General features: G+C 67.5%; 22 protein-coding genes. 10 read left to right on the top strand and 12 right to left on the bottom strand.

Annotated features, from left to right (window positions below):
* Window positions 1-83: 83 nt before the first annotated feature.
* The 3 genes from AB0L57_RS26020 (at window position 84) to AB0L57_RS26010 (ending at window position 3,681) form a co-directional block, all read left to right on the top strand.
* Window positions 84-1,673, top strand: coding sequence for a Na+/H+ antiporter (locus tag AB0L57_RS26020; RefSeq protein ID WP_364967224.1), 1,590 nt, complete (start codon window positions 84-86; stop codon window positions 1,671-1,673).
* 198 nt (window positions 1,674-1,871) lie between these two features.
* Window positions 1,872-2,723, top strand: a complete 852-nt coding sequence (locus tag AB0L57_RS26015) for an MHYT domain-containing protein (RefSeq protein WP_364967222.1) — start codon at window positions 1,872-1,874, stop codon at window positions 2,721-2,723.
* Between the two features lie 97 nt (window positions 2,724-2,820).
* The gene (locus AB0L57_RS26010; RefSeq protein ID WP_364967219.1) at window positions 2,821-3,681 is read left to right on the top strand and encodes a rhomboid-like protein; all 861 of its coding nucleotides are present in this window, start codon (window positions 2,821-2,823) and stop codon (window positions 3,679-3,681) included.
* Here the strand turns inward: AB0L57_RS26010 and AB0L57_RS26005 are convergent.
* Genes AB0L57_RS26005 through AB0L57_RS25995 form a run of 3 tightly spaced genes read right to left on the bottom strand, consistent with a single transcriptional unit; the run spans window position 3,646 to window position 5,758 of the window.
* Window positions 3,646-4,824, bottom strand: a complete 1,179-nt coding sequence (locus tag AB0L57_RS26005) for a cation:proton antiporter (RefSeq protein ID WP_364967216.1) — start codon at window positions 4,822-4,824, stop codon at window positions 3,646-3,648. The genes AB0L57_RS26010 and AB0L57_RS26005 overlap by 36 nt on opposite strands.
* 4 nt (window positions 4,825-4,828) lie before the next feature.
* Window positions 4,829-5,311 carry a cation:proton antiporter regulatory subunit gene (locus AB0L57_RS26000; protein ID WP_364967215.1) on the bottom strand — a complete coding sequence of 161 codons (483 nt, stop codon included), beginning with the start codon at window positions 5,309-5,311 and terminating at the stop codon, window positions 4,829-4,831.
* Window positions 5,312-5,326: 15 nt separating this feature from the next.
* Complete coding sequence (locus tag AB0L57_RS25995; protein WP_364967213.1) at window positions 5,327-5,758, bottom strand: DUF952 domain-containing protein; 432 nt, start codon at window positions 5,756-5,758, stop codon at window positions 5,327-5,329.
* Window positions 5,759-6,121: 363 nt separating this feature from the next.
* On the opposite strand from AB0L57_RS25995, the gene AB0L57_RS25990 reads away from it, so the two are divergent.
* Entirely contained in the window at window positions 6,122-6,316 is a 195-nt protein-coding gene (locus tag AB0L57_RS25990; protein ID WP_030517230.1) for a hypothetical protein, read from the top strand.
* A 22-nt stretch (window positions 6,317-6,338) separates the two neighbouring features.
* Here AB0L57_RS25990 and AB0L57_RS25985 read toward each other — a convergent pair whose 3' ends face one another.
* Complete coding sequence (locus AB0L57_RS25985; RefSeq protein ID WP_364967209.1) at window positions 6,339-7,154, bottom strand: TetR/AcrR family transcriptional regulator; 816 nt, start codon at window positions 7,152-7,154, stop codon at window positions 6,339-6,341.
* Between the two features lie 171 nt (window positions 7,155-7,325).
* On the opposite strand from AB0L57_RS25985, the gene AB0L57_RS25980 reads away from it, so the two are divergent.
* Both AB0L57_RS25980 and AB0L57_RS25975 read left to right on the top strand, forming a co-directional pair.
* On the top strand, window positions 7,326-9,014 hold the full coding sequence (locus AB0L57_RS25980) for a DEAD/DEAH box helicase (protein WP_364967206.1): 1,689 nt from the start codon (window positions 7,326-7,328) through the stop codon (window positions 9,012-9,014).
* Between the two features lies 1 nt (window position 9,015).
* A complete protein-coding gene (locus AB0L57_RS25975) occupies window positions 9,016-9,576 on the top strand; it encodes a hypothetical protein (protein ID WP_364967203.1) in 561 nt (186 codons plus the stop codon).
* Window positions 9,577-9,606: 30 nt separating this feature from the next.
* On the opposite strand, the gene AB0L57_RS25970 is transcribed toward AB0L57_RS25975, so the two are convergent.
* Complete coding sequence (locus tag AB0L57_RS25970; RefSeq protein ID WP_364967201.1) at window positions 9,607-10,347, bottom strand: SDR family oxidoreductase; 741 nt, start codon at window positions 10,345-10,347, stop codon at window positions 9,607-9,609.
* A gap of 103 nt (window positions 10,348-10,450) precedes the next feature.
* Between AB0L57_RS25970 and AB0L57_RS25965 the strand changes: the two genes are divergently transcribed.
* Entirely contained in the window at window positions 10,451-11,062 is a 612-nt protein-coding gene (locus AB0L57_RS25965; protein ID WP_364967199.1) for a TetR/AcrR family transcriptional regulator, read from the top strand.
* Between the two features lie 28 nt (window positions 11,063-11,090).
* Here the strand turns inward: AB0L57_RS25965 and AB0L57_RS25960 are convergent, their stop codons facing one another.
* Window positions 11,091-12,812, bottom strand: a complete 1,722-nt coding sequence (locus AB0L57_RS25960) for a DEAD/DEAH box helicase (RefSeq protein WP_364967196.1) — start codon at window positions 12,810-12,812, stop codon at window positions 11,091-11,093.
* 230 nt (window positions 12,813-13,042) lie between these two features.
* Between AB0L57_RS25960 and AB0L57_RS25955 the strand changes: the two genes are divergently transcribed.
* A complete protein-coding gene (locus AB0L57_RS25955; RefSeq protein ID WP_364967357.1) occupies window positions 13,043-14,236 on the top strand; it encodes a YihY/virulence factor BrkB family protein in 1,194 nt (397 codons plus the stop codon).
* Window positions 14,237-15,003: 767 nt separating this feature from the next.
* Here AB0L57_RS25955 and AB0L57_RS25950 read toward each other — a convergent pair.
* The 3 genes from AB0L57_RS25950 to AB0L57_RS25940 form a co-directional block, all read right to left on the bottom strand.
* Complete coding sequence (locus AB0L57_RS25950) at window positions 15,004-15,513, bottom strand: hypothetical protein (RefSeq protein WP_364967193.1); 510 nt, start codon at window positions 15,511-15,513, stop codon at window positions 15,004-15,006.
* 115 nt (window positions 15,514-15,628) lie between these two features.
* On the bottom strand, window positions 15,629-16,642 hold the full coding sequence (locus tag AB0L57_RS25945; RefSeq protein WP_364967190.1) for an alpha/beta hydrolase family protein: 1,014 nt from the start codon (window positions 16,640-16,642) through the stop codon (window positions 15,629-15,631).
* A 265-nt stretch (window positions 16,643-16,907) separates the two neighbouring features.
* Window positions 16,908-18,578 carry an FAD-dependent oxidoreductase gene (locus AB0L57_RS25940; protein WP_364967186.1) on the bottom strand — a complete coding sequence of 557 codons (1,671 nt, stop codon included), beginning with the start codon at window positions 18,576-18,578 and terminating at the stop codon, window positions 16,908-16,910.
* Between AB0L57_RS25940 and AB0L57_RS25935 the strand changes: the two genes are divergently transcribed.
* Entirely contained in the window at window positions 18,571-18,876 is a 306-nt protein-coding gene (locus tag AB0L57_RS25935) for a hypothetical protein (protein ID WP_364967184.1), read from the top strand. The two genes, AB0L57_RS25940 and AB0L57_RS25935, sit on opposite strands and share 8 nt — an antisense overlap.
* 242 nt (window positions 18,877-19,118) lie before the next feature.
* Here the strand turns inward: AB0L57_RS25935 and AB0L57_RS25930 are convergent, their stop codons facing one another.
* From AB0L57_RS25930 to tatA, 3 genes are all read right to left on the bottom strand, one after another.
* The gene (locus AB0L57_RS25930) at window positions 19,119-19,418 is read right to left on the bottom strand and encodes a hypothetical protein (protein ID WP_364967181.1); all 300 of its coding nucleotides are present in this window, start codon (window positions 19,416-19,418) and stop codon (window positions 19,119-19,121) included.
* A gap of 86 nt (window positions 19,419-19,504) precedes the next feature.
* On the bottom strand, window positions 19,505-19,762 hold the full coding sequence (locus AB0L57_RS25925; protein ID WP_364967179.1) for a hypothetical protein: 258 nt from the start codon (window positions 19,760-19,762) through the stop codon (window positions 19,505-19,507).
* A 206-nt stretch (window positions 19,763-19,968) separates the two neighbouring features.
* A complete protein-coding gene (gene tatA / locus AB0L57_RS25920) occupies window positions 19,969-20,238 on the bottom strand; it encodes a Sec-independent protein translocase subunit TatA (RefSeq protein ID WP_364967177.1) in 270 nt (89 codons plus the stop codon).
* A gap of 317 nt (window positions 20,239-20,555) precedes the next feature.
* On the opposite strand from tatA, the gene tatB reads away from it, so the two are divergent.
* On the top strand, window positions 20,556-21,080 hold the full coding sequence (gene tatB / locus AB0L57_RS25915) for a Sec-independent protein translocase protein TatB (RefSeq protein ID WP_364967175.1): 525 nt from the start codon (window positions 20,556-20,558) through the stop codon (window positions 21,078-21,080).
* Window positions 21,081-21,089: the final 9 nt, after the last annotated feature.

Raw genomic sequence — 21,089 nt, 5'->3', positions numbered from 1 at the left:
GACGATGCCGCCGAGGTTGGACCTCGGCGGCATCGTCGTTTCGTCCACGCGATCGTCCCGCTCGCCCCATAGGCTTGGCTGTCGTGGATCAGTTGGTGTTGGTTTTCGTGCTGGCGTTCGCGACGATCGTGGCGCAACCGCTCGGCCGGCGGATCGGTCTGGCGCCCGCGGTGTTGATGACCGTTTTCGGGTTGATCATGGCCGTGCTGCCGTTCGTGCCCAATGTCGACCTCGAGCCGGAGCTGATCCTGCCGCTGGTCCTGCCTCCGCTGCTGTATGCCGCCGCCCGCCGCACCTCCTGGCAGCAGTTCGCCTCCAACTCCGGCGCGATCCTGCTGCGCGCCGTGGGCCTCGTGATCGCCACTGTCGTGGCCGTGGCCGCGGTCTTCCACATCTGGTACCCGGCGCTTCCGCTGGGCGCCGCCTTCGTGCTGGGCGCGGTGGTCGCCCCACCGGACCCGGTGGCGGTCAGCGCGATGGCAGATCGCCTGGGTCTGCCGCGACGTCTGGTGGCGGTGCTCGAAGGCGAGGGACTGTTCAACGATGTGACCGCGGTGGTGATCTACGACGTCGCGGTGATGGCGGTGGTGACCGGACATTTCTCGACCTGGCGGACCGCGCTGGAATTCGTGGTGTCCGCGGTGGTGGCGGTGGCGATCGGACTGGCACTCGGCTGGGCCGGCAGCGCGATGATGCGCTGGTTGACCGAGGCGCCCTGGCAGGTCGCGCTCGGGCTGCTGCTGCCGTTCGCGGCCTACCATCTCGCCGAGGCCGCACATGGTTCCGCGGTACTCGCCGTCCTGGTGTGCGCGCTGTATCTCACCGACGCCGCAACAGATTTCAGCGATGTCGGCTACCGGCTCGTCGGCGATTCCTTCTGGGATGTGATCGACATGCTGGTGACCGGCTTCGCTTTCGGGCTGGTCGGGCTGGAACTCAGTACGGTCCTGGCCACGACCGGACCGAATTGGCCGCGGTTGCTGGGCGGGGCCGCGGCGGTCGTCGGGGTGGTGGTCGCGCTGCGGCTGCTGTGGCTGCTGACCGTCACCCGGGTGTTCCACAGCTGGTGGCGCCGGAAACGGGTCGACGAGCCGTACACCTGGCGCGAGACGATCGTGACCTGGTGGGCGGGAATGCGCGGGGTGGTGACCGTGGCGCTGGCATTGGCCGTACCGCTGACCACGGACGCGGGAGCCGATTTTCCGGGCCGGACCGAGGTCCTGTTCATCTCGTTCGTGGTGGTGCTGTTCACGCTGCTGCTGCAGGGCCCCACCCTGCCGCTGGTGGTGCGCTGGACCGGTGTGCAGGCCGACACCGAACACGAGCGGGCGCTCGAAAAGCGTTTGTGGACACGCATTCTGCGTGCCGAGCTGGCGCGGCTCGAGGAGATCGCCGACAACGAGGATCTGCCGGACGAGGTGTATCAGCGCCTGCGCGATACCGTCGAGCGGCGATTGGTGCGCGCCGATCCGGAGGCCGCGGAGTCCGCCGACGCCGGCAAGGCGGTCGAGAACGCGATGCGATTGACGGGCAAACTGCGCACGATAAGCAATGATGTGCTCGAAGCCGGCCGCGGCGAGGCGCTGGCGGCCCGCCGCGAACCCGAGATGCCACCGGATCTGGTCGACCGGGTGATGCGGCGATTGGATCTGCGGCCACCGCCGCTGCTGTGAGGTTGCCGCGGCGGGCGCCGTGGCCCAATTGAGCCATTCCGCCCCGGCTGGGCGTGCTACCAGGACCTCGAGTCCAGCAAACCCCAGCTAATTTGAATGAAATCCTTTCGGGAAATTTACTACCTGCGAGTATGCGGCTAATGTCGGCGCCGTCACCGGCGTGGCACCGGCGGCCATGTGTTTCGGCAAGGAGTCCGCATGCTCGAGATCGACCAGTTCACCTACGGGTGGTTGACACCCGGACTGGCCTACGTCATGTCCGTCATCGGATCGTTGCTCGCGCTGCGCTGTATGGTCCGCGCACGATCCAACCCCGGCCATCGCGGATGGACCGTCACGGCGGCGGTGGCACTGGGCGGCACCGGTGTCTGGGTCATGCATTTCATCGCCATGCTGGGCTTCTCGGTGCACGGTGCGACCATCCGATACAACATCCCGATCACTCTGATCAGTGTCGCGATCGCCATCGTAGTGGTGTGGATCGGCCTGTCGCTGGTGCTGCGGCGCGGAACCAGCGCACTGCTCACCGGCGGTGCGGTGACCGGAATCGGTGTGGCGGCCATGCACTACGCCGGCATGTACGCGATGAAGACCGATGTCGCGATGCGGTACGACCCGTGGCTGGTGCTGGTGTCGATCGTGATCGCCGTGGTGGCCGCGACCGCGGCCCTGTGGTTCGCCCTGCACGTGCAGGGCGTACCGGCCACGATCGCCTCGGCCATGATCATGGGTGTCGCGGTGTGCGGGATGCACTACACCGGGATGTACGCGATGCAGGCCCACATGAGCGATCACATGGGCACACCGTCGGGTGCGCAGGCGGGGCAACTGCTGACTCCCTTGATCATCGGCGTGAGCATGGTGACGCTGCTGTTGTTCCTGCAGGTCGGCATCACCGATATCCACGAGCCCGATCTGTCCCGTATCCGCGGCCAGCACGCGAGCCGATACTGGCCCAGCCGCAGCACGTCCGTCGATACGGACGAGACCGATCGATACGTGACCGGCACGTACCGGCACATCGACGACACCGGTCAGCACCGCCGCTAGCCGCCACGCGGTTCGCACGCCGCCGCCGACCGGCCATCGGCATCGGGTTACGCGGGTCGGCGAGCGCACCGGCGCCGGGCGGGCGACACTGGGCTACGTGGCGTCCTCCGCGTTGAATCACTACCGATCTCCCTGGACCCGGACGATCGACATCGGCACCGGCCGGCGGTCCGTGCTGGACTGGTGGCACGGACCGGACCGGATCTACCGTGCCGGTCGAGCGGTGCACGACCATCTGGGAGGTGCTCCCGCGTCCTGCGCCTATGCGTTCACGCTGTTCGTCACCTGGTGGACGCTGCGCGGCGTCAGCGATGTCGCCGGCCATCGCCTGATCCTGTCGGCGTCGACGAATCTGCACAATATGCGTCGCGAACCCGTGCAGGTACTGGTCGCCTCGGCGTTCTGGACCGACGGCGGCTTTCCGTGGGTGATCATCATCGGATTCCTAACCGTGATGGCCTTCGCGGAACGCTGGCTGGGCACCCTGCGCTGGATCATGGTCTTCGTCTGCGGGCATGTCGGCGCCTCGATGATCGTGGTCACCGGCATCGCGTTCGCGGTGCACCACCACTTGATCCCGCTGCACATCGTGGTCGCCTCCGACGTGGGATCGTCCTACGGATCGACTGCCGTGCTCGCGGCACTGGCCTACCACCTGCGCGGCACCCAGCGCGCGCTGTGGGCGGCGGTACTGCTGGGATGGTTCGGTTTCGCCGCCTGGCACGGCCGCACCTTCACCGATTACGGCCACCTGACGGCGCTGCTGCTCGGCTTCGCCGTGGGGGCGGTCGCGGTGGCCCTGTCGCGCCGGCTCGAACGGGCACGAGATCAGCGGGCGGACGAGACCACCGCGGTCCCGCCGCGGCGGGAGGTGCCCACCACGGCCCCACCGGTGTTCGCGGACGAGGATCCCCCGGAACGCTCAGCCGGCGGCCGGAGCGAGCCGACGCTGCACTGACTGCACCACCGGCTCGACCACCCTGGCCGCGACCGGTCCGAGAATCGCCATCAGCAAGACGTACGCCGACGCCAGCGCGGCGAGCTTGGGCTCGACCGCGCCCACCGAAACCGCCAGTCCCGCAATGACGATCGAGAACTCACCGCGCGCCACCAGGGTCGCACCGGTTCGCGCACGCCCGAGACGGCCGATGCCCTGGCGCTTGGCGGCGAACCAGCCGGTGGCGATCTTGGTCAGCGTGGTGACGATCGCGAGCAGAACGGCCCAGCCGAGTACGGCCGGAATCTTCGACGGATCGGTGTTGAGGCCGAAGGCGACGAAGAAGATGGCCGCGAACAGATCCCGCAACGGTTCGAGTAGTTTCGCGGCGCTCTGCGCGGTCGAACCCGATATCGCGATACCCAGCAGGAAAGCACCCACGGCCGCGGAAACGTTGAGCCCCGAGGCGATTCCGGCGACCAGCAGCGCGGCGCCCAGGAGCTGCAGCAGGAACACCTCGCGGTCCTTGCTGTCCACGATCGCGGAGACGTAGCGGCCGTAGCGCAGCGCGATGACCAGCACGACGGTGATCACCAACATCGCCAGCGCCAGCGAGCGCAGCCCCGCCATCCAGCCGACACCGGCGAGGATGGTGGTGAGAATCGGCAGGTACACCGCCATCGCCAGATCCTCGAACACGAGGACCGACAGGATCACCGGCGTCTCACGGTTACCGAGGCGCCCCAGATCGTTGAGCACCTTCGCCGCGATACCGGACGAGGAGATGTAGGTGACACCGGCCAGTGTGATGGCACCGGTCGGCCCCCACCCGAGGATCAGTGCCACCGCGGCACCGGGTGTGGCGTTGAGAAGGATGTCGAGCAGGCCCGCGGACCAGGATTTGCGCATCCCGGAAACCAGTTCCGGTGCGGTGTATTCCAGGCCCAGCAGCAACAACAGCAGCACGACGCCGATCTCACCGGCGAGGTGACCGAAGTCGGCGGCGGCGCGGACGGTGATCACACCACCGTCGCCGAAGGCCAGACCACCCAACAGATAGAGCGGAATCGGGGACATACCGAAACGCCCTGCTACGCGCCCCAGGACTCCTAGGGCGAACAGGACCGCTCCGAGCTCGAACAGGGCTAGTGCGGTCGACTCCACCGGCTCACCCGCCGGTCAGGATCTCTAGGGCCTCGTCGAGACCATGTGGCGTACCGACCACGACCAGCAGGTCCGAGGACACGAGGACGAAGTCGGGGCCCGGCGACGGGTAGATCTGCCCTGCTCGCATCACCGCGACGATCGACGCCTTGGTTCGGGTGCGCAGCCGGGTCTCACCGAGCGGCCGCCCGGAGTACGGCGAGTCCTCGCCGATCGGCAGCTGCCGGGTCGTGATGCCCGGCAGATCGCGATGGTCCTCTTTGAGCTTCTCCACCAGCTGTGGCACACCCAGCAGATTCGCCAGCACCGCGGCCTCGTCCACGGTGAGCGGTATCTGGGCGGCGCAATCGTCGGGATCGTCGCGTTTGGAGACGATCAGATCGATACCGCCGTCACGGTGGGTGACGACCCCGATCCGGCGACCCGAGCGCGCCTGGAAATCCTTGCGCACGCCAATACCCGGCAGCTGTGTTACATCGACGTTCACGAAATCCAGCCTAAATCAAGCACTTCGAGCGGCCGGCCACTGCTCCGGATCTGCGGTGAGCGCCGGAAATGTCCCTTTTTCATCAGGTGCATAGTAACTGGTACCCACCACGGCCGCGACCGGGAGCGGCCCGTACAGATGCGGAAAGCGCATCGACCCCGGGTCGGTCGCCACCCCCGCCTCCCAGCGCAGCGGCGCCTGCAGGCGCGCCACGTCGAGCCAGAGCAACACCAGGTCGGTACGGCCCGCGAACAGCCGGTTCGCCGGCAGATGCACCTGATGCGGCGCCGACAGATGAATGAATCCCTCCGATTCCAACGACGGCGCGACGCGTTCGCCGACTCGGCGCGCCTGCTCCCACTCCGGACTCGTACAGAGGTGAACGAGCCTGCGGCCGTTGCTCTTATCGGGTTCGGCGGCGGGCGCGGCGCGATCGTCGGCAGTCACGGCAGCACCATACCCAGATCCCGCGCCACGCCCATCGGATCGGACGAAACCGACGGTTGATTGTCGTATACCGCGGGTAATCTGCGGGCAGACAACTGGATAGGCCTGTTCCCGATTTGTTCAACCGCAGGTGGCGCACCGAGGTTCCCAAGCGTGGCCATGCTGTTCGCCAGCAGCGAAATACCTGGTCATGTTAGGGAAAACACATACGAACATCTTCGGGAACAAAGCCCCCGTCCCGAACGTCTGACAAAGTAGTTACCAACCCCTGCTGGGAAGTAGCGGTAGCGAGCCCGCGGAAGGGACCGTGGGCCCCACACCAGGCGAACGGCTTTCTGCGCCGGGAGCCAGGACGGAGGAGTCATGCCAGGAACACTGACAAGCACCCCACTGACCGCGGTCGATCGTTGCGACCGTTGCGGGGCGGCGGCGCGCGTACGCGCGACACTTCCCGCTGGTGGCGAGTTGCTCTTCTGCCAGCACCACGCGAACGAGCACATGGAGCGCTTGCGCGAACTCGAGGCCGTCATAGACACCGAGTCCGCACCGGCGCTGTAATTCCACGGCTCCTCACGTCCCCTTATCGACCAACGGGCGGCCCCTCCGGGGGCTGCCCGTTCTGCTGTCCGACGCCGGAAGCCGGACCACCGGCCCAGCCTTCGACCAATCCATCGATCAGGCGCGACAACCCGTACTCGAACGCGCCGTCCGGATCACCCGGCGCCTGGTAGAGCTCCCCCACCGCGGTACCCACTCGCTGCGACAGCGGAAAGTCCCGGCCCGACATGGCCTCGGCGAGCGCGGGCCCGTAGACCTCCCACCACTGCGCATCGCTCATCTGCCCGTCCCGGCGCCGCGCCGCGACCGCGGTACGGGCATTGCCGGTCGCGAAGTCCGACAGCACGGCGATGACGCGATCCATCACGACATCCGGCAGACCCTCGTCCACCAGTGCCGCCAGCTGCCGTTCGTATCGGCGCAGACGGCCCGGCCCCAGATCCAGACGCCAGGGCGGCACCTCCAGCAACCACGGATGGGCGAGCACCTCCGTGCGGACGGTGCGGGCGATGCGGGCCAGCCGGTCCCGCAGGGGCGCCGCGGAGTCGATCGGCGCGTCGTCGTCGCACACCAGGTCGACCATCGCGATGATCAGCGCCTGCTTGTCCGGCACGTAGGTGTAAAGGCTCATCGGTTTCAGCCCCATCGCGGCGGCCACCGCGCGGATCGACACCGCGCCGTACCCGTCCCGGTCGGCGATGCCCACCGCGGTCCGGATCACCTCGTCGACCGCGACGGTCTGCTTGGGGCCGCGCAGGACCGGGCGGGCGGGAAGTTCCCGGCGCCACAGCAGTGCGATCACCTGTCGCGCCCGGTCGGCGGCCGATTTCTGTGCCACATCACTCCTCGGGAATCTCAGTACATCGTACGTGGTTATAATACTTCGTACGCTATACGTAGATAAGCGAGGGTTCTTCTGCACACCACACACGCCACCTACCTGCCCGATCGGCACGCCTTCGCACTGTGGACATGGACCGGACGAGCCCCCGGGCCGGCGGCACAGGGCGTGGACGACCGGGTGCGGCTCGCCGTACCGGAACCCGATGGCGCCGCGATCACCGTGACCGAGGTCGACTGCGCGGTCGTCGACGTCGAACGCATCGCCGAGATTTCCGGCCGGCACGCGGGTGCGTCGGTGCCGGCCTGGCAGACCGTGGCCCGTGGGGACGCCGGACCGGAGGTGCTGCCGCCCGCCGCACACGCGGTGGCCGATGCCACCGCCACCGCGATCGTGTCCGCCGATCGTGCCGTCCGCGCGTATCGCGATACCGAACGCGTCACACGAGAACTGCGCGAGCCGTTGCGGGCGACGTTGCGGCCCTATCAGGCTCGGGGTATCTCCTGGTTGCACCAGGCCACCGCCGAGTACGGCGGCGCGATCCTCGCCGACGAGATGGGGCTCGGAAAGACCGTGCAGGCCATCGGCTTCCTGATCGGCCGCGCCGAATCCGGTCCGCAGCTGGTGGTCTGCCCGACCTCACTGGTGGGCAACTGGGTGAACGAGATCACCCGGTTCGCACCGGGACTGCGGGCGATCGCCTGGCGCGGCGGCGCATTCGACGATCCCGCGCCGGGCACCGTGCTGGTCACCGGATACCCGACGCTGCGGGGGCACGGACCGGCCCTGTCCGGGGCGGACTGGGCGACGGTGGTTTTCGACGAGGCGCAGGTGCTCAAGAATCCACGCACCCAGGTGTCACGTGCCGCGCGGGCGGTGACCGCCCGGGCGCGGGTGGCCCTCACGGGCACACCGGTGGAGAACCATCTCGACGAGCTGTGGGCGCTGCTCAATCTGGTCACGCCCGCGGCCTTCACCCACAAGGCGCGGTTCCGGCGCCGATTCGTCCGCCCGATCGAGGAGGGCTCCACGACCGCCGTGCGGCGATTGCACGACACCATCGAGCCGATTCTGCTGGGGCGCCGCAAACTTCAGGTCGCCGCTCCCCTGCCACCGAAGATCCACACCGATCTGGTCTGCGATCTGACCGGTGAGCAGCAGCGGCTCTACGACGAACTACTCGACCGCGCCGAGGCCGACGGATTCGGAGTCGGCGCCGAGCGCAACGCCCGGGTGCTGGCCGCGCTCACCGCGCTCAAACAGGTCTGCAACCATCCGGGGCTGATCTCCGGTGATGTCGGCGAACTCCCCGGCCGCAGCGGCAAGTTCGACGTCTGCTCCGATATTCTCGTCAACAATCTCGAACTGGACTGCCCGACACTGGTGTTCACGCAGTACCGGGCCACCGCCGAGCTGCTGGCGCGGCACTGTGCCGAGGCGTTCGCGGTGACGGCGCCGGTGTTCCACGGCGGGCTCTCGCAGGCCGAGCGGGCCACGATCGTCACCGGCTTCCAGGAACCGCAGGGTCCGCCGATCCTCATTCTGAGCCTGCGTGCCGCCGGAACCGGCCTCACCCTGACCCGGGCCGCCGACGTGGTGCATTTCGACCGCTGGTGGAATCCGGCGGTGGAGGCCCAGGCGTCCGACCGCGCCCATCGCATCGGCCAGACCCGCCCGGTCACGATCACCACGCTGACCAGCGCCACCACCGTCGAGGAACATATCGCCGGCATGCACGATCGCAAATCCGCACTGGCCGGCCTCGGCGCCGGAGACGGCCGGTCGGCGGTGGCCAGGCTGGCCCGCCTCGACGACGACGATCTGCTCGCGGTTCTGCGCCGGAAGCGAGGTAACTGATATGCCCGACAACGAATTCGGCTATACGCCCTGGGGAATGGGCTGGGTACGGCTGGCCGAGCCGCTCAGCGCGTCCCGGCCGGAACCACTGCTGCCCCGCGCCCGCAGTATCGCCCGCAACGACGGGGTGCAACTCGAGATCGAGGGCACCTCGGTGTGCGCGCGCATCCACCGGGGCGGTCAGGCCTCGGTCACCCACCTCGAGATCGCGGCCCTGCCATCGACACAGGTGCGCGCAATCGCAGAGCGGATTCCGGCGCACACGGTGGATCTCACCGACGGTGTGCACGCGGAGCTGTCGGCGGCCGGCCTGCTTCCCCGGCCCCGGCTGGCGGATTCGGATTGCTCCTGTTCGGCCCGGACGCCGCGCTGCCTGCACCTACTGGCCACCTGCTACGCGCTGGCCCGGCAGGTGGATGAGAACCCTTGGCTGACATTGGATCTACAGGGTTGTCGTTCGGGCGGGCGGAGCGAGGAGCACGATGGCGCCGCGCCCGCCCGCTGGACTCTCATCGACACCCTCGATCCGGCATCGTTCTTCGCCTGCCCGGCCGAGCCATGAACCGGCACCCGCCGAGTCGAGGGCGCCACCTCAGGCGTTGGTGCCGCCGTCGACCGTCAGCGTCGCACCGGTGAGGCGCGCGCCGTCGGGACCGGCCAGGAAGGCGACCAGACCGGCGACATCGTCGGCGACACCGAAATGCCCGAGCGCCGAGGCACGTATCTGCCGTTCGGCGTGGGCGGCCGCGGCGGGATTCATATCCGTGTCCGTGGATCCCGGCTGCACGAGATTGACCGTGATCCCGCGCGGTCCCAGCTCCCGTGCGAGCGCGCGGGTGAATCCGTTGAGCGCCGATTTGCTGAGGTTGTACAGCGTGAGCCCGTCGAACAGCGCACGCTCGGACAGGTTCGAGCCGATGCTGATGATGCGACCGCCGCGATCCATATGAGCCACGGCGGCCTGCGCCGCGACGAAAGCCGCACGGGCGTGGATGTTCAGGGCACGGTCGATCTCGGCGAGGGAGAACTCCTCGAACGGTTTCGCCGGGAAGATACCCGCGTTGTTGACCAGAATGTCCACCCGGCCCAGCTCCGCTACCACCCGGTGCACCGCGTCGGCGACCTGCTCGGCGTCGGCACTGTCCGCGGCCAGCGTGAGCGCGCGCCCACCGGCGTCGCGAATGTCGGCGGCCACGGCCTCGGCCGCCCGCGCACCGTTGCGGTAGGTGATCGCGACATCGGCTCCCGCTGTGGCCAGCCGCCGTGCTGTCGCCGCGCCGATCCCCCGGCTGCCACCGGTGACGAGGGCCACGGTGCCGGTCAAGTCGCTCATACGCGCTCCTATTTCTGTGTTGATCAATACAGAAATAGCCAAGCAGGCGGGCGACCGGCCGTCAAGAGATATATTCAGCGATCGACACAGAAAGAGGATTCGGATGGCCGAACGCGGACGACCACGCGGGTTCGATCGCGACATCGCGCTGCGACGCGCCATGGAGGTGTTCTGGGAACGCGGCTACGAGGGCGCGGCGATGAACGATCTGACCACCGCGATGGGTATCAACTCCCCCAGCCTGTACGCCGCGTTCGGCTGTAAGGAACAGCTGTTTCGCGAGGCGGTGGAACTCTACGGCCGCACCGAGGGTGGTTACACCGACCGTGCCCTCGCGACCGCGCCGACCGCACACGCCGCGATCGAGGCGATGTTGCGCGACAACGCCGCGGCCTACTGCGATCCCGCGACCCCGCGCGGCTGCCTGGTGGTCGTCGCGGGCAACACCGCCGGACTCCGCAACGGCGCCGTACGCGACTTCCTGGCCGAGCGCCGCCGGCACACCGTCACGGCGATCCGGCGACGGCTCGAACGCGGCATCGACGAGGGCGACCTGGCGGCCGGCACCGACACCGACGGCCTGGCCGACTTCTACACCACGGTGCTCTTCGGCCTGTCGGTGCAGGCCGGCGACGGCGTCGAAGCCCAGCGCCTCGGCGCGACCATCGACCGCGCACTACGCGCGTGGCCGGAGTCCGCCGGCGCGCACCGCTGACCCCGGTGCGCCGCGGCGTGGCCCGTCGTCACATCCGGCGCAGGGCCGAGATGCGCTGCGACAGCTGATCGGCGGTGGCCAGGGCGGTCGGCGGTCCCCCGCACTCGCGGCGCAATTCCCCGTGGATGACCCCGTGCGGTTTCCCGGTGCGGTGATGGTGCATCGCGACCAGCGAGTTGAGTTCGCGCCGGAGCTCACCCAGCCGGTCGGCGGTCGCGACCCGTTCGGCGGCCGCCGCCGCGGACGGCCCGGCCCCGGGCGCCTCGGTGACGGTCGCGGCGGCGCTGCGCTCGCGGATCTGGCGAGTCTGCCGGTCCCGCAGCAGCGCCCGCATCTGATCGGCGTCGAGCAGACCGGGGATGCCGAGGTAGTCGGCTTCCTCATCGCTGCCGGCGAAGGTGGCGGTGCCGAACGAATCACCGTCGTAGATCACCTGATCCAGTTCGGCATCGGCGGCCAGCGCGACGAACGCGCGTTCCTCCTCGCCCGGCTCGTCCTTCTGCTTGTTCGCGTCGATCAGCAGTTCGTCGTCGAGTGCGTTCTTCTCCCGATGCGGTTTGCCGATGACGTGATCGCGCTGCACCTCGAGCTGTGCGGCCAGATCGAGCAGCACCGGCACCGAGGGCAGGAAGACGCTCGCGGTCTCGCCGGTGCGCCGAGCTCGCACGAACCGCCCGATGGCCTGGGCGAAGTACAGCGGTGTGGAGGCGCTGGTGGCGTACACACCGACGGCCAGCCGTGGGACATCGACTCCCTCGGACACCATGCGCACGGCCACCATCCACGGATCGGTGCTGTTGCTGAACTCACCGATCCGGTTCGACGAGCTGGGGTCGTCGGACAGCACCACGGCGGGCTTGCTGCCCGAGATGTGTTCCAGCAGTTCGGCGTAGTCGCGAGCTTTGTCCTGATCGGTCGCGATCACCAGACCACCGGCATCGGGCATGCCGGTGGCGCGCAACTGCCGCAGCCGGGTGTCGGCGGCGGAGAGCACCTTCGACATCCAGTCCCCGGCGGGGTCCAGCGCGGTACGCCAGGCTCGGGCGGTCTGCTCGGCACTCAGCGGTTCGCCCAGCCGCGCGGTGTACTCCTCGCCGGCGCTGTCGCGCCACTGTGCCTCACCGGAATACGCGAGGAACACCACGGGGCGCACGACGCCGTCGGCGAGAGCCTCGGAATAGCCGTAGGTGTAGTCGGCGCTCGATCGCGGGAAACCCGATTCGTCGGGTTCGTAATTGACGAACGGAATCTGCGAATCGTCGCTGCGGAAGGGTGTGCCGGTGAGTGCGAGCCGCCGGGTGGCGTCTCCGAATGCGTCCGCGGTGGCCTCACCCCAGCTCTTGGCGTCACCGGCGTGGTGGATCTCGTCGAGGATCACGAGGGTGCGGCGATTCTCGGTCCGCACTCGGTGTTTGAACGGATGCGAGGCCACCTGCGCGTAGGTGACCACGACACCGTGGTAATCACCCGAGGTGCCGCCGGTGCTGTTGGAGAAGTTGGAATCCAGGGCGATACCGATGCGCGCCGCGGCGGACGACCACTGATGTTTGAGGTGCTCGGTCGGAGCCACCACCGTGATCTGATCGACCGTGCGGTCGGTCAGCAACTCGGTCGCCAACCGCAGCGCGAAGGTCGTCTTACCGGCACCCGGCGTAGCCACGGCGAGGAAGTCGCGCGGTTTGGTCGTCAGATATCTGGTGAGTGCCCTGCGCTGCCATGCTCGTAACGAACCGCCACCACCCGAAGTCACTCCAGAGAGATTAGCGACCGCCACCGACACCTAGCCAATTCGACACCAGCAGATCCGTGACGCATCGGAGCGAACCCCGGCTCACCTCGGACATCCTCGCGGGCATGTGCCGCAGAACACGGTGCGCGCCACCGCGGGGTCGCCCGGCGACACGATCGGCACCTGCTGCTGCCAGAACGGCCCCGGTGGGCAATGCTGTACACACGATGTCCACCCGCCGTCCGAACCAGATGCCCGGCACAGCCCGCCTCCTGCGGCTGCTGTGCGGCCGGGTCGCGGCCGCCGGACGGCGGATCGGCCAGGTGATCACCCGGGTGGCGGTCAAGGCCTGGAGTGATTCGATCTTCGCGAAATCCGCGGCCGCGGCCTTCTGGCAGACGCTGTCGCTGGCTCCGCTGCTGCTGGGACTGCTCGGCAGCATCGGTTATATCGGCGGCCTGTTCGGTCCCGACACCGTGCACATCGTCGAGAGCAAGATCATCGCCGCGAGCGGTCATGTGTTCAGCGCCAACGTCGTCGACGAGATGATCGCGCCGACCGTGCGCGACGTCCTGCAACGCGGCCGCGGCGCGGTGGTGTCGGTGGGATTCGTGCTGTCGCTGTGGGCGGGGTCCTCGGCGATGGCGACCTTCGTCGATGCCATCGTCGCCGCCCACGGCCAATCCGACGCCCGGCATCCGGTATGGCAACGCATCTTCGCCCTCGGGCTGTACCTGCTGTTCCTGGTGGCGGCCGTCTTCGTGCTGCCGCTGGTCGCGCTGGGCCCGACACTGATCGGGCGCACGCTCCCGGAGGGATGGCGCGAGCCGGGCCTGCGGCTGATCGACAATTTCTACTATCCGGGCGCGGGACTGCTGCTGGTCGTCGGGCTGACCACGCTCTACAAGCTCGCCCTGCACCGGTCGCTGCCGTGGCATCGGCTCTTCGGCGGGGCCCTCATCGCGGTGATCCTCTTCATGAGTGCCAGCGACATCCTGCGCCGATACCTCACCTGGGCCGCGCGCGCCGGAATCAGTTACGGCGCGCTGGCCACGCCGATCGCCTTCTTGCTGTTCACGTTCTTCCTCGCGTTCGCGGTGATCCTGGGCGCCGAGTTCAACGCGACCGTGCAGGAGTTCTGGCCCGCCCGCGCCACCCGGTACGAACAGTTCAAGCAGTGGTGGGCGCGGCGGCACGAGACACCGGCCGCCGACAGCGGCGCTCCGCGGGACCCTGCCGCCGAGACGGGCACGGCGGATCTGTCACGGGGTGGCTCCGACCGGACCGCCGACCGGCAGGACGGCGCCGATCAGGCCTCGGCGCCGGGCCGGTCGGCGCTCGGTGACGGCGCGTCGGCCGACGGTGATTCGGCCACCGCCGGTTCCGGCGCCGAGCCCGAGACGATCGGCGACCGCAGCCGCAGGCGAATCCGGCCCACCGGGTGATCGCGCATCCACTGCGTGACGACGGCCACGGCGGAGATCACCGAGAGCGCGCATGCCACCATGCCCCACGGTGTCAGTCCCGCGCTGGAGTAGTCGCTGCGCTTGACTCCCGGGATCGCCAGCGATCCGTTACCGAAGGCCCACGCCATCAACGAGCCGAGCTGCCCGCCCATGTCGTACTTCCGCGCGGTCATGGCCTTGAGATCGGGCGCCTTGGCATTGATGTACACGAGGGTGATCAGCACCAGCGCGGCGACGACCACCGCGCAGATCGCCGTGCAGCGGGCGATCATCTCCGTGCGCATGCGCATGCTCACCACCGCCAGCAGACACAGGACGACGATGGCCGCCGCGGCCAGAATGGCCCAGATACCGCTGATCCGGGCTATGCCGCTGTGCTGTTGCGACCATGCGCTGAGATAGGTGGTGCTGGCGCGGACCTTCCCGAAGGCGTTCGCGCTCGCCTTGCCATCCGGGCCACTGGCGCTCGCCCATGGCTGGAACAGCAGCACGAGTGTGATGACCCCGGCGACGAGAGCGCACCAGGCTCCCCAGGATTGTCGTAATGTGTCCGCCTGCAAGCGAACAGGAAACCGGCCGGATGTCGATGGTGTCGTCGACGGCGCCGACGTCGATGGGGCGGGGTGGCCGGGCGAGGCATTGCTCGACCCCCATGGGGTGGGCTGAGCCATTGTTCGAGCGTAGGCATCGGAACGTCCGAATGACCGATCGGCTATAGCCAGCGCTGGGAACGGCGCCGCCGCTCGTCAGCCCGGCATCGTCAGACCCACGATGAGATTCGCGTCGACGGAACCGTCGGCCTGTTCGGCGCCATAGACCATGATCATCGAGCCCGAGCCGATATCGCTCACCTTCGACCCGGGGAACACGTGCGTCGAGGTCCCGGCATCGGTGTGCACGGTCGTCGTATCGCCGGTCAGTCCGCGCACTCGAAGCGTCCGGCCGTCGTTGTCGACGACCGAGCCGACAGCGATGCCTCCGGCGAGCCGCCCGAGCGGATGCGCGGCCTGCACCGCCCGGGTGTCGCGGTGAGCACTCGCGGGCGAACCCGACCACGAGACATCCTGCAGGAGGACGACGAGCAGAACACCGATCACGCCGACACCGATCCAGGCCACCAGTTCGGCCACCGGGCCGATCTGCTTGTCGGGGGGCCGGGGCGGCTCGGTGGCCGCCTCGACCGGACGCACCGGCTCGGGCTGCGTGACAGCCTGTGACACAGTCGCTTTCGACCACGGAGTCGCCGAGGCAGCCATATTCCGAGAATAGAACCGAACCCCGGGCGGGTATCTCCAGCAGCGGGAGCAACGGTGCCGCAACCCCTGGGCGGTTGTTTGCCGCGGTCACCGTGACGCATCGGCGGCGTATCGCTCAGTGGCCCGGCAGCCCCATGCCCCGCGCCAGCAGCGGCCACGAATCATGCAGTGCCGCTTCCCAGTACGGCCAGTAGTGGGTGCCCTCCGGCGTGAATCGGAAGGTGGCCGGAATGTTCAGTGCGCCGAGGCGAGCCTGGAGATTGTGGGTGCACATGTCGGCCACCGCCTCGATCATCATGCCGAGCGCCAGATTCACACCGCCCATCGGCCCCGGCGACGCAGCCGAGTAGTTGCGCACATCCTGCATCTCCGGAATCCCACTGCCACTGGAGAGATAGAGCGCCGTGCCGCGCAGCTTGTCCGCGTTGATCACCGGATCGTTGGCGGCCCACGCCGGAGCACCGGGCGGGCCGTACATGTTCACGGTGTCACCACCCGACCACAGCTCGACGGACGCCTTCACCGCCGACTGCCCCACCGGATCGGCGATCTGCGCGCATCCGCTGTAGGCGGCGACCGACTTCCACAGACCCGGGGCGGCCTCCGCCAGCTGGAGTACCGAGGTCCCCGACATCGACAGCCCGGTCAGCGCGTTGCGCCCGGTGGAATGCAGTGTCGCGTCCAGCAGTGGCGGCAGTTCCTCGGTGAAGAAGGTCTTCCATTTGTTCACGCCCAGTTTGGGATCCGGGCGCAGCCAGTCGGTGTAGTAGCTGCCCCGGCCACCGATCGGCTGGATCACGTTGACGGGCTGGTCGGCCAGCCAGTCCAGCGCCTTGGTCTGGCCCTGCCAGTTCATTTTTCCCAGACCGGCGTCCAGACCGTTGAGCATGTACAGATTCGGGGCCGGCCGCGATTCGTCGGCCGGGCGCAGGACATCGATCCTGATCTCGGAGTCCATCGCCGCGGAGTGCACCGTCAGATGCCAGGTACGCCCGTCCTTCTCGATGGCGGTGATCGCCGGCGGCGCCGCGGTGGCGGTGCCACCCAACAGCACCGTGCCGGACAGCACGGTCAGTGCCACGGCGAACAGCCGCGACAGGAGGAGCTGAATTGACGCAGCAGACTTCATCGAATATTGCTTCCGGTCCAAGGCCACGAACGGCCACCGAGTCGAATTGTTTTCCCTTGCCGTCGTTCTCGGCGATCCGGCCGCGACGCCGAGAACCGAGTGGCCCGGAGACGAGGTCCGGGCCACTCGGACCGGCCGCGAGGTCGTGCGGGCCCTCGCGGCCGGCGTTCCACTGCGACGGATGACCGTTGCAGCGTGGCGATCCGGTGCCCGGACCGCCATCGGATCGAGCGGGGATGCGCGATACGAGCGGAGAATCCCGCGGTCAGTGATCCCAGATGTGCGGCTTACCCTGTTTGTAGAGACCCGCGTCCTGTGCCCGGATACCGTCGAATTCCTTGATGGTCTTGCGCGCCCAGATCTTGGCCTTCTCCGAAGTCGACCCGGAGGCGGCGAGGATGCCGTTGGCCGCCATCCGGCCACCCTCGTTCGCCCCCTCCATGGTGGCGAGGTCGATCTCGGTCTTGTTGTAGTCGCCCGCCAGGAACATGTTCGGAATCTTCGTCGGCGACTGCGGACGGATGTCCCACGAGCCGGCCGTATTGATCAGCAAGGGGTCGTCGTTCGTGTATTTCGAACCGTCCCACACCAATCCGGGATCGAGGAACCAGCCCACCAGGTTGTTGGCGTGGATCTTGTCGCTGGTCTTGGTGATCTGGTACCAGGCCTCCTTGGCGACGTCCTCCGGGCTCAGCTGGTCGGCCGCCTTCTTGTTCTGGACGCCGGGCGTGTGCCAGTCGGAGATGTCGACCGACAGGATCCCCTTGACGCTGCCGTCGCCGTATTCCTTGGCGATATTCGGATGCAGCTTCTTCCAGTGCGCGGTCTGATGGATACCGGACATGCGCCACGGCGACTCGAGCCAGCCGATGTGTCCGGGCGACTCGACGACATCGGTGTTCAGGTAGAACTGGATGCCGGTCATCCAGTCGCAGAACAGCTCCTTGATCCGCCCCAACGAGGGATCGAGAGTGAGAATTTCCTGGTTGAACAGTGCGCTGACCTTGTCGGGCGGCAACGCCACCACGAACCAGTCCGCCTCCACGTCCTTGGTGGCCCCCGAGGCGTCCTTGATGGTCGCCGCGGCGATCTTGCCGTCCTTCACGGTGAGTTTCTGGACCGACGAACCCAGTTGCATGTCGACATCGAGTTTCTTGAGCTGGACGGCCCACGGGTCGATCCACGTCTCGGTGGTCGGCCCGCCCAGTGCATTGTCGCTGTGCATGCCGTTGTTGTTGCGGCCGAGGAAGTTCAGCAGGAAGTTCTCGGCCTGGTTGCACATCGTCTTCGTACTCGCGATGTCTTCCTTCGCCGCGACGAAGGTGCGAGCCAGGGTCGAGACCAGAACTCGCATGGTCTCGTTGGAGCCGGCGCCCAGATGTGCGAAGTCTCTGAAGGAGGTCTTCTCCCACTGCCCGACACGACGCTCGTCGGAACTGGCGAAATACACCAACAGCCGTCGCACGAAGGTGACCAGATCGCCGTAGGGCAGCTTGGGCAGCCAGTACATCCCACCCAGCAGCGTGTCGATGAGCCAGTTCGCATCCAGTGCGGTCCCGATGTCACCGGTCCAGAAACCGAACGGGATGGTGATGTTGCCGCCGCGCTGCTCGCCCGCGGCGGTCGGGACGGCGACCAGATTGTCCTTGACGCCGTTCTTGTTGCTACCGAACGGAATCCGCTCCATGGTGTCGAAGACGACGCGATAGTAGCCGGGAAAGAAGCGGAAGCCGTGCTCACCCGGCAGTGGCTTGCGGCCGTTGGTGACCGGCAGCGGAGTGTCCATACTCCGCGCCTTGCCGCCCCAGGCCCGCGGTTCGAAGATGGAGACCCGGAATCCGCGCTCGGCCAGTTCGTGAGCCGCGGTCATACCGGCAACCCCACCACCCAGGATGGCCACCCGGTTGGCACCGGGCGCGGTCGCGGTGGTGTTCATCGCCGCCGACGGCGCGGAGGTCGTCGGCTTCGCGGGTGTCGCGGTTCCGGATGTGGTCGAGGGCTGCGCCGACGTGGTACCCGACGGGGTCGGTGTTGCGCTGGGTGTCGTCGTGCCCGACGGGGCAGGGGTCGTGGTCGTGGGCTGCGCTTGCGCAACTCCCGCCGCCGCGGCGGCAGCCACGGCGAGCGAGCCGGCGGCTGCGCCCTTCAATACCTTGCGGCGGTTTACTTCCGAGTCGGCCATTGAATCCGTCCTCATCGACAGCAGGCCAGCGGTCGAGTCCCGACAACTTTAGGCATGCGTCATCCATGAGGTCAACAATGTGCCGCCAATTGGTGCATTGTTACAACGCTCCATCGCTGTACTCAAAGATGTTCCGTCACAGCCTGTTCGACATACGGGAATGCCACGGCGGACCGGGCGAAGAAGAACCACTCCCTCGACACACGAGTGGTGCCCACCCTCACCTTTCGATGAGGATGGGCACCACGATCGTGAAACTACCGGGGCCCGTATCGAACCCGCGGAATCAATCGATCATCCCGGCACACAGAGCGGAATACTGGAAGCTGTGGTCGCACCACACAATCCCAGATTCGCGCTGAAACTCGCCAGGGCCGGAATCGAGCCGACCGAGCCGGCACTCGATCCCAGATCCGGAACACCGGAGCTGAGGAATCCGGGTACTCCGGCGGTGGAGCCGGACAGGCTGTCGTCCACGAACGACACCCCCGAGGGCGCCGGCTCCGCGGCGACGGCGGCGCCCGCGACGCCGGCGCCCATGGACAGGCCGCCCGCGACAACGGCTGCCACACACAACTTTTCGATGACACGCATGCTGAACCACAACCTTCTGCGCGGCTGAATTCATGAGGGCGAGCGCCCGGCCGCCCAGGGCGATCCGGGCGCTCGCGTCGATCCGGCTAGCTGCAGCCGGGCAGATCCGGCACCGAGGAGCCGATCACCGATGCGCCCGAACCGGTGATGCCGGTGATGAAGGCGCAGCCGAATTCAGTCACCCCGTCGAGGACGCCCGAACCGGTGGCCGGCAGCGACGAACCGGTGTCGCCGGAGCCGCTGTCGGCGACCGGGGTCACGGTGGCGGCTCCCGCGGGTCCGGCGGCCAGCACCAGACCTCCGGCGATCGCGGCAGCCGCACATGTCTTCTTGAATGCACTCATAACCTGACAACTCTCTCTTGCGCGGCGACTTAAGTGGTCGGAGCAAAGACTAACCGAGTTCCACTGTGCCGCAATATCATTCGTGACAATGCACAACTCGCAGGATGGGTACGGATATGCGTGGATACAGCCCACGAGAAAGGCCGGGCCACCGTGAGGCAGCCCGGCCCGATCGGCGGCCGCACTTCTTTCGAGGAACGCCGCGATCAGATTTCCACGGCCTGCCTGCCGCTCCGGTCCGCCGCGGGCGGACTGGATGCCTGCGCCGGCGACGGCGGCAGTTCCGGCTGTACGGAGACGCCCTCTGGCGCCTGCTGTGATTCTTTTCCGCCCGATTGCATTTCCTGCACTTCGGTCTTGAAGATACGCAGGGATCGCCCCATGCTGCGGGCGGCATCGGGCAACCTCTTCGCTCCGAACAACACCACGAACAATCCTGCGATGACCAGCCAGTGTGTCGCGCTCAGCGAACCCATGACAGTGACCTCCTACCGTGCGAAAGGTGAACGGTCCGCCGAGGTTCGGCCACCGGATCGGGTGATCGGATCCGGGAATACGACGGGACCGGCCCGATTCGGCGAGCTGTGGTCCATTCACCGAAATCAGGGCATTTCCGCAGACAGATTATCCGGAACAACTCCAGAAACAAGACATGTCGTGAGAATGCACAAAGAATAACCAGAAACAGCCGGAGCTCGATATATACAACATAATTCGACATTTCCCTGTGCATCGGCACAGTGTCTTTCGCATGGCAACTCGAAAGTCCGTACCCGGACGCTATTCTCCAGACATGTTCGGTGGAATCGGCTGGCCCGAATTCATGATTCTGCTCGTTGCGGCGCTGGTTGTTCTCGGCCCGGAACGACTGCCCGGCGCCATGCAATGGACCCTGAACGCCGTACGGCAGGCCCGCGATTATGTCAGCGGCACGGCCGAGCAGCTGCGATCGGAAATAGGTCCTGAAGTGGACCAGTTCCGCGAACCCCTGGCGCAGCTGCGCGAACTGCGCGGGATGTCTCCGCGCGACATCACCACGAAATATCTTCTGGACGGCGATGATTCGATCCTGACCGGCGAATTCGGCTCGGCGCCGAAGACCGGCGCGGAACCGATCGCACAGAGTACGGCCGAGCCGAGCGCTCCCGCCGCGGCTACCCGCTTCCAAGAGAAGATCGATCCCGGCAACTGCGGGATCGTACGTCCGTCGGAACCGGTGGACCCGGCCAACTGCGGTGTCGTCGACCCGGACGCTTGGGCGGCGGCCGAACCCACCGTGGTGCCGGAGCTGCCGCGGATCGACACCGACGCCACCTAGTCTCCGCAG

Origin of the sequence: Nocardia sp. NPDC052254, from assembly GCF_040679495.1 — a bacterium.
Lineage (GTDB): Bacteria > Actinomycetota > Actinomycetes > Mycobacteriales > Mycobacteriaceae > Nocardia.
Note: the sequence above shows the minus strand (reverse complement) of the source record. Positions and strands in the feature narration are given on the sequence as shown.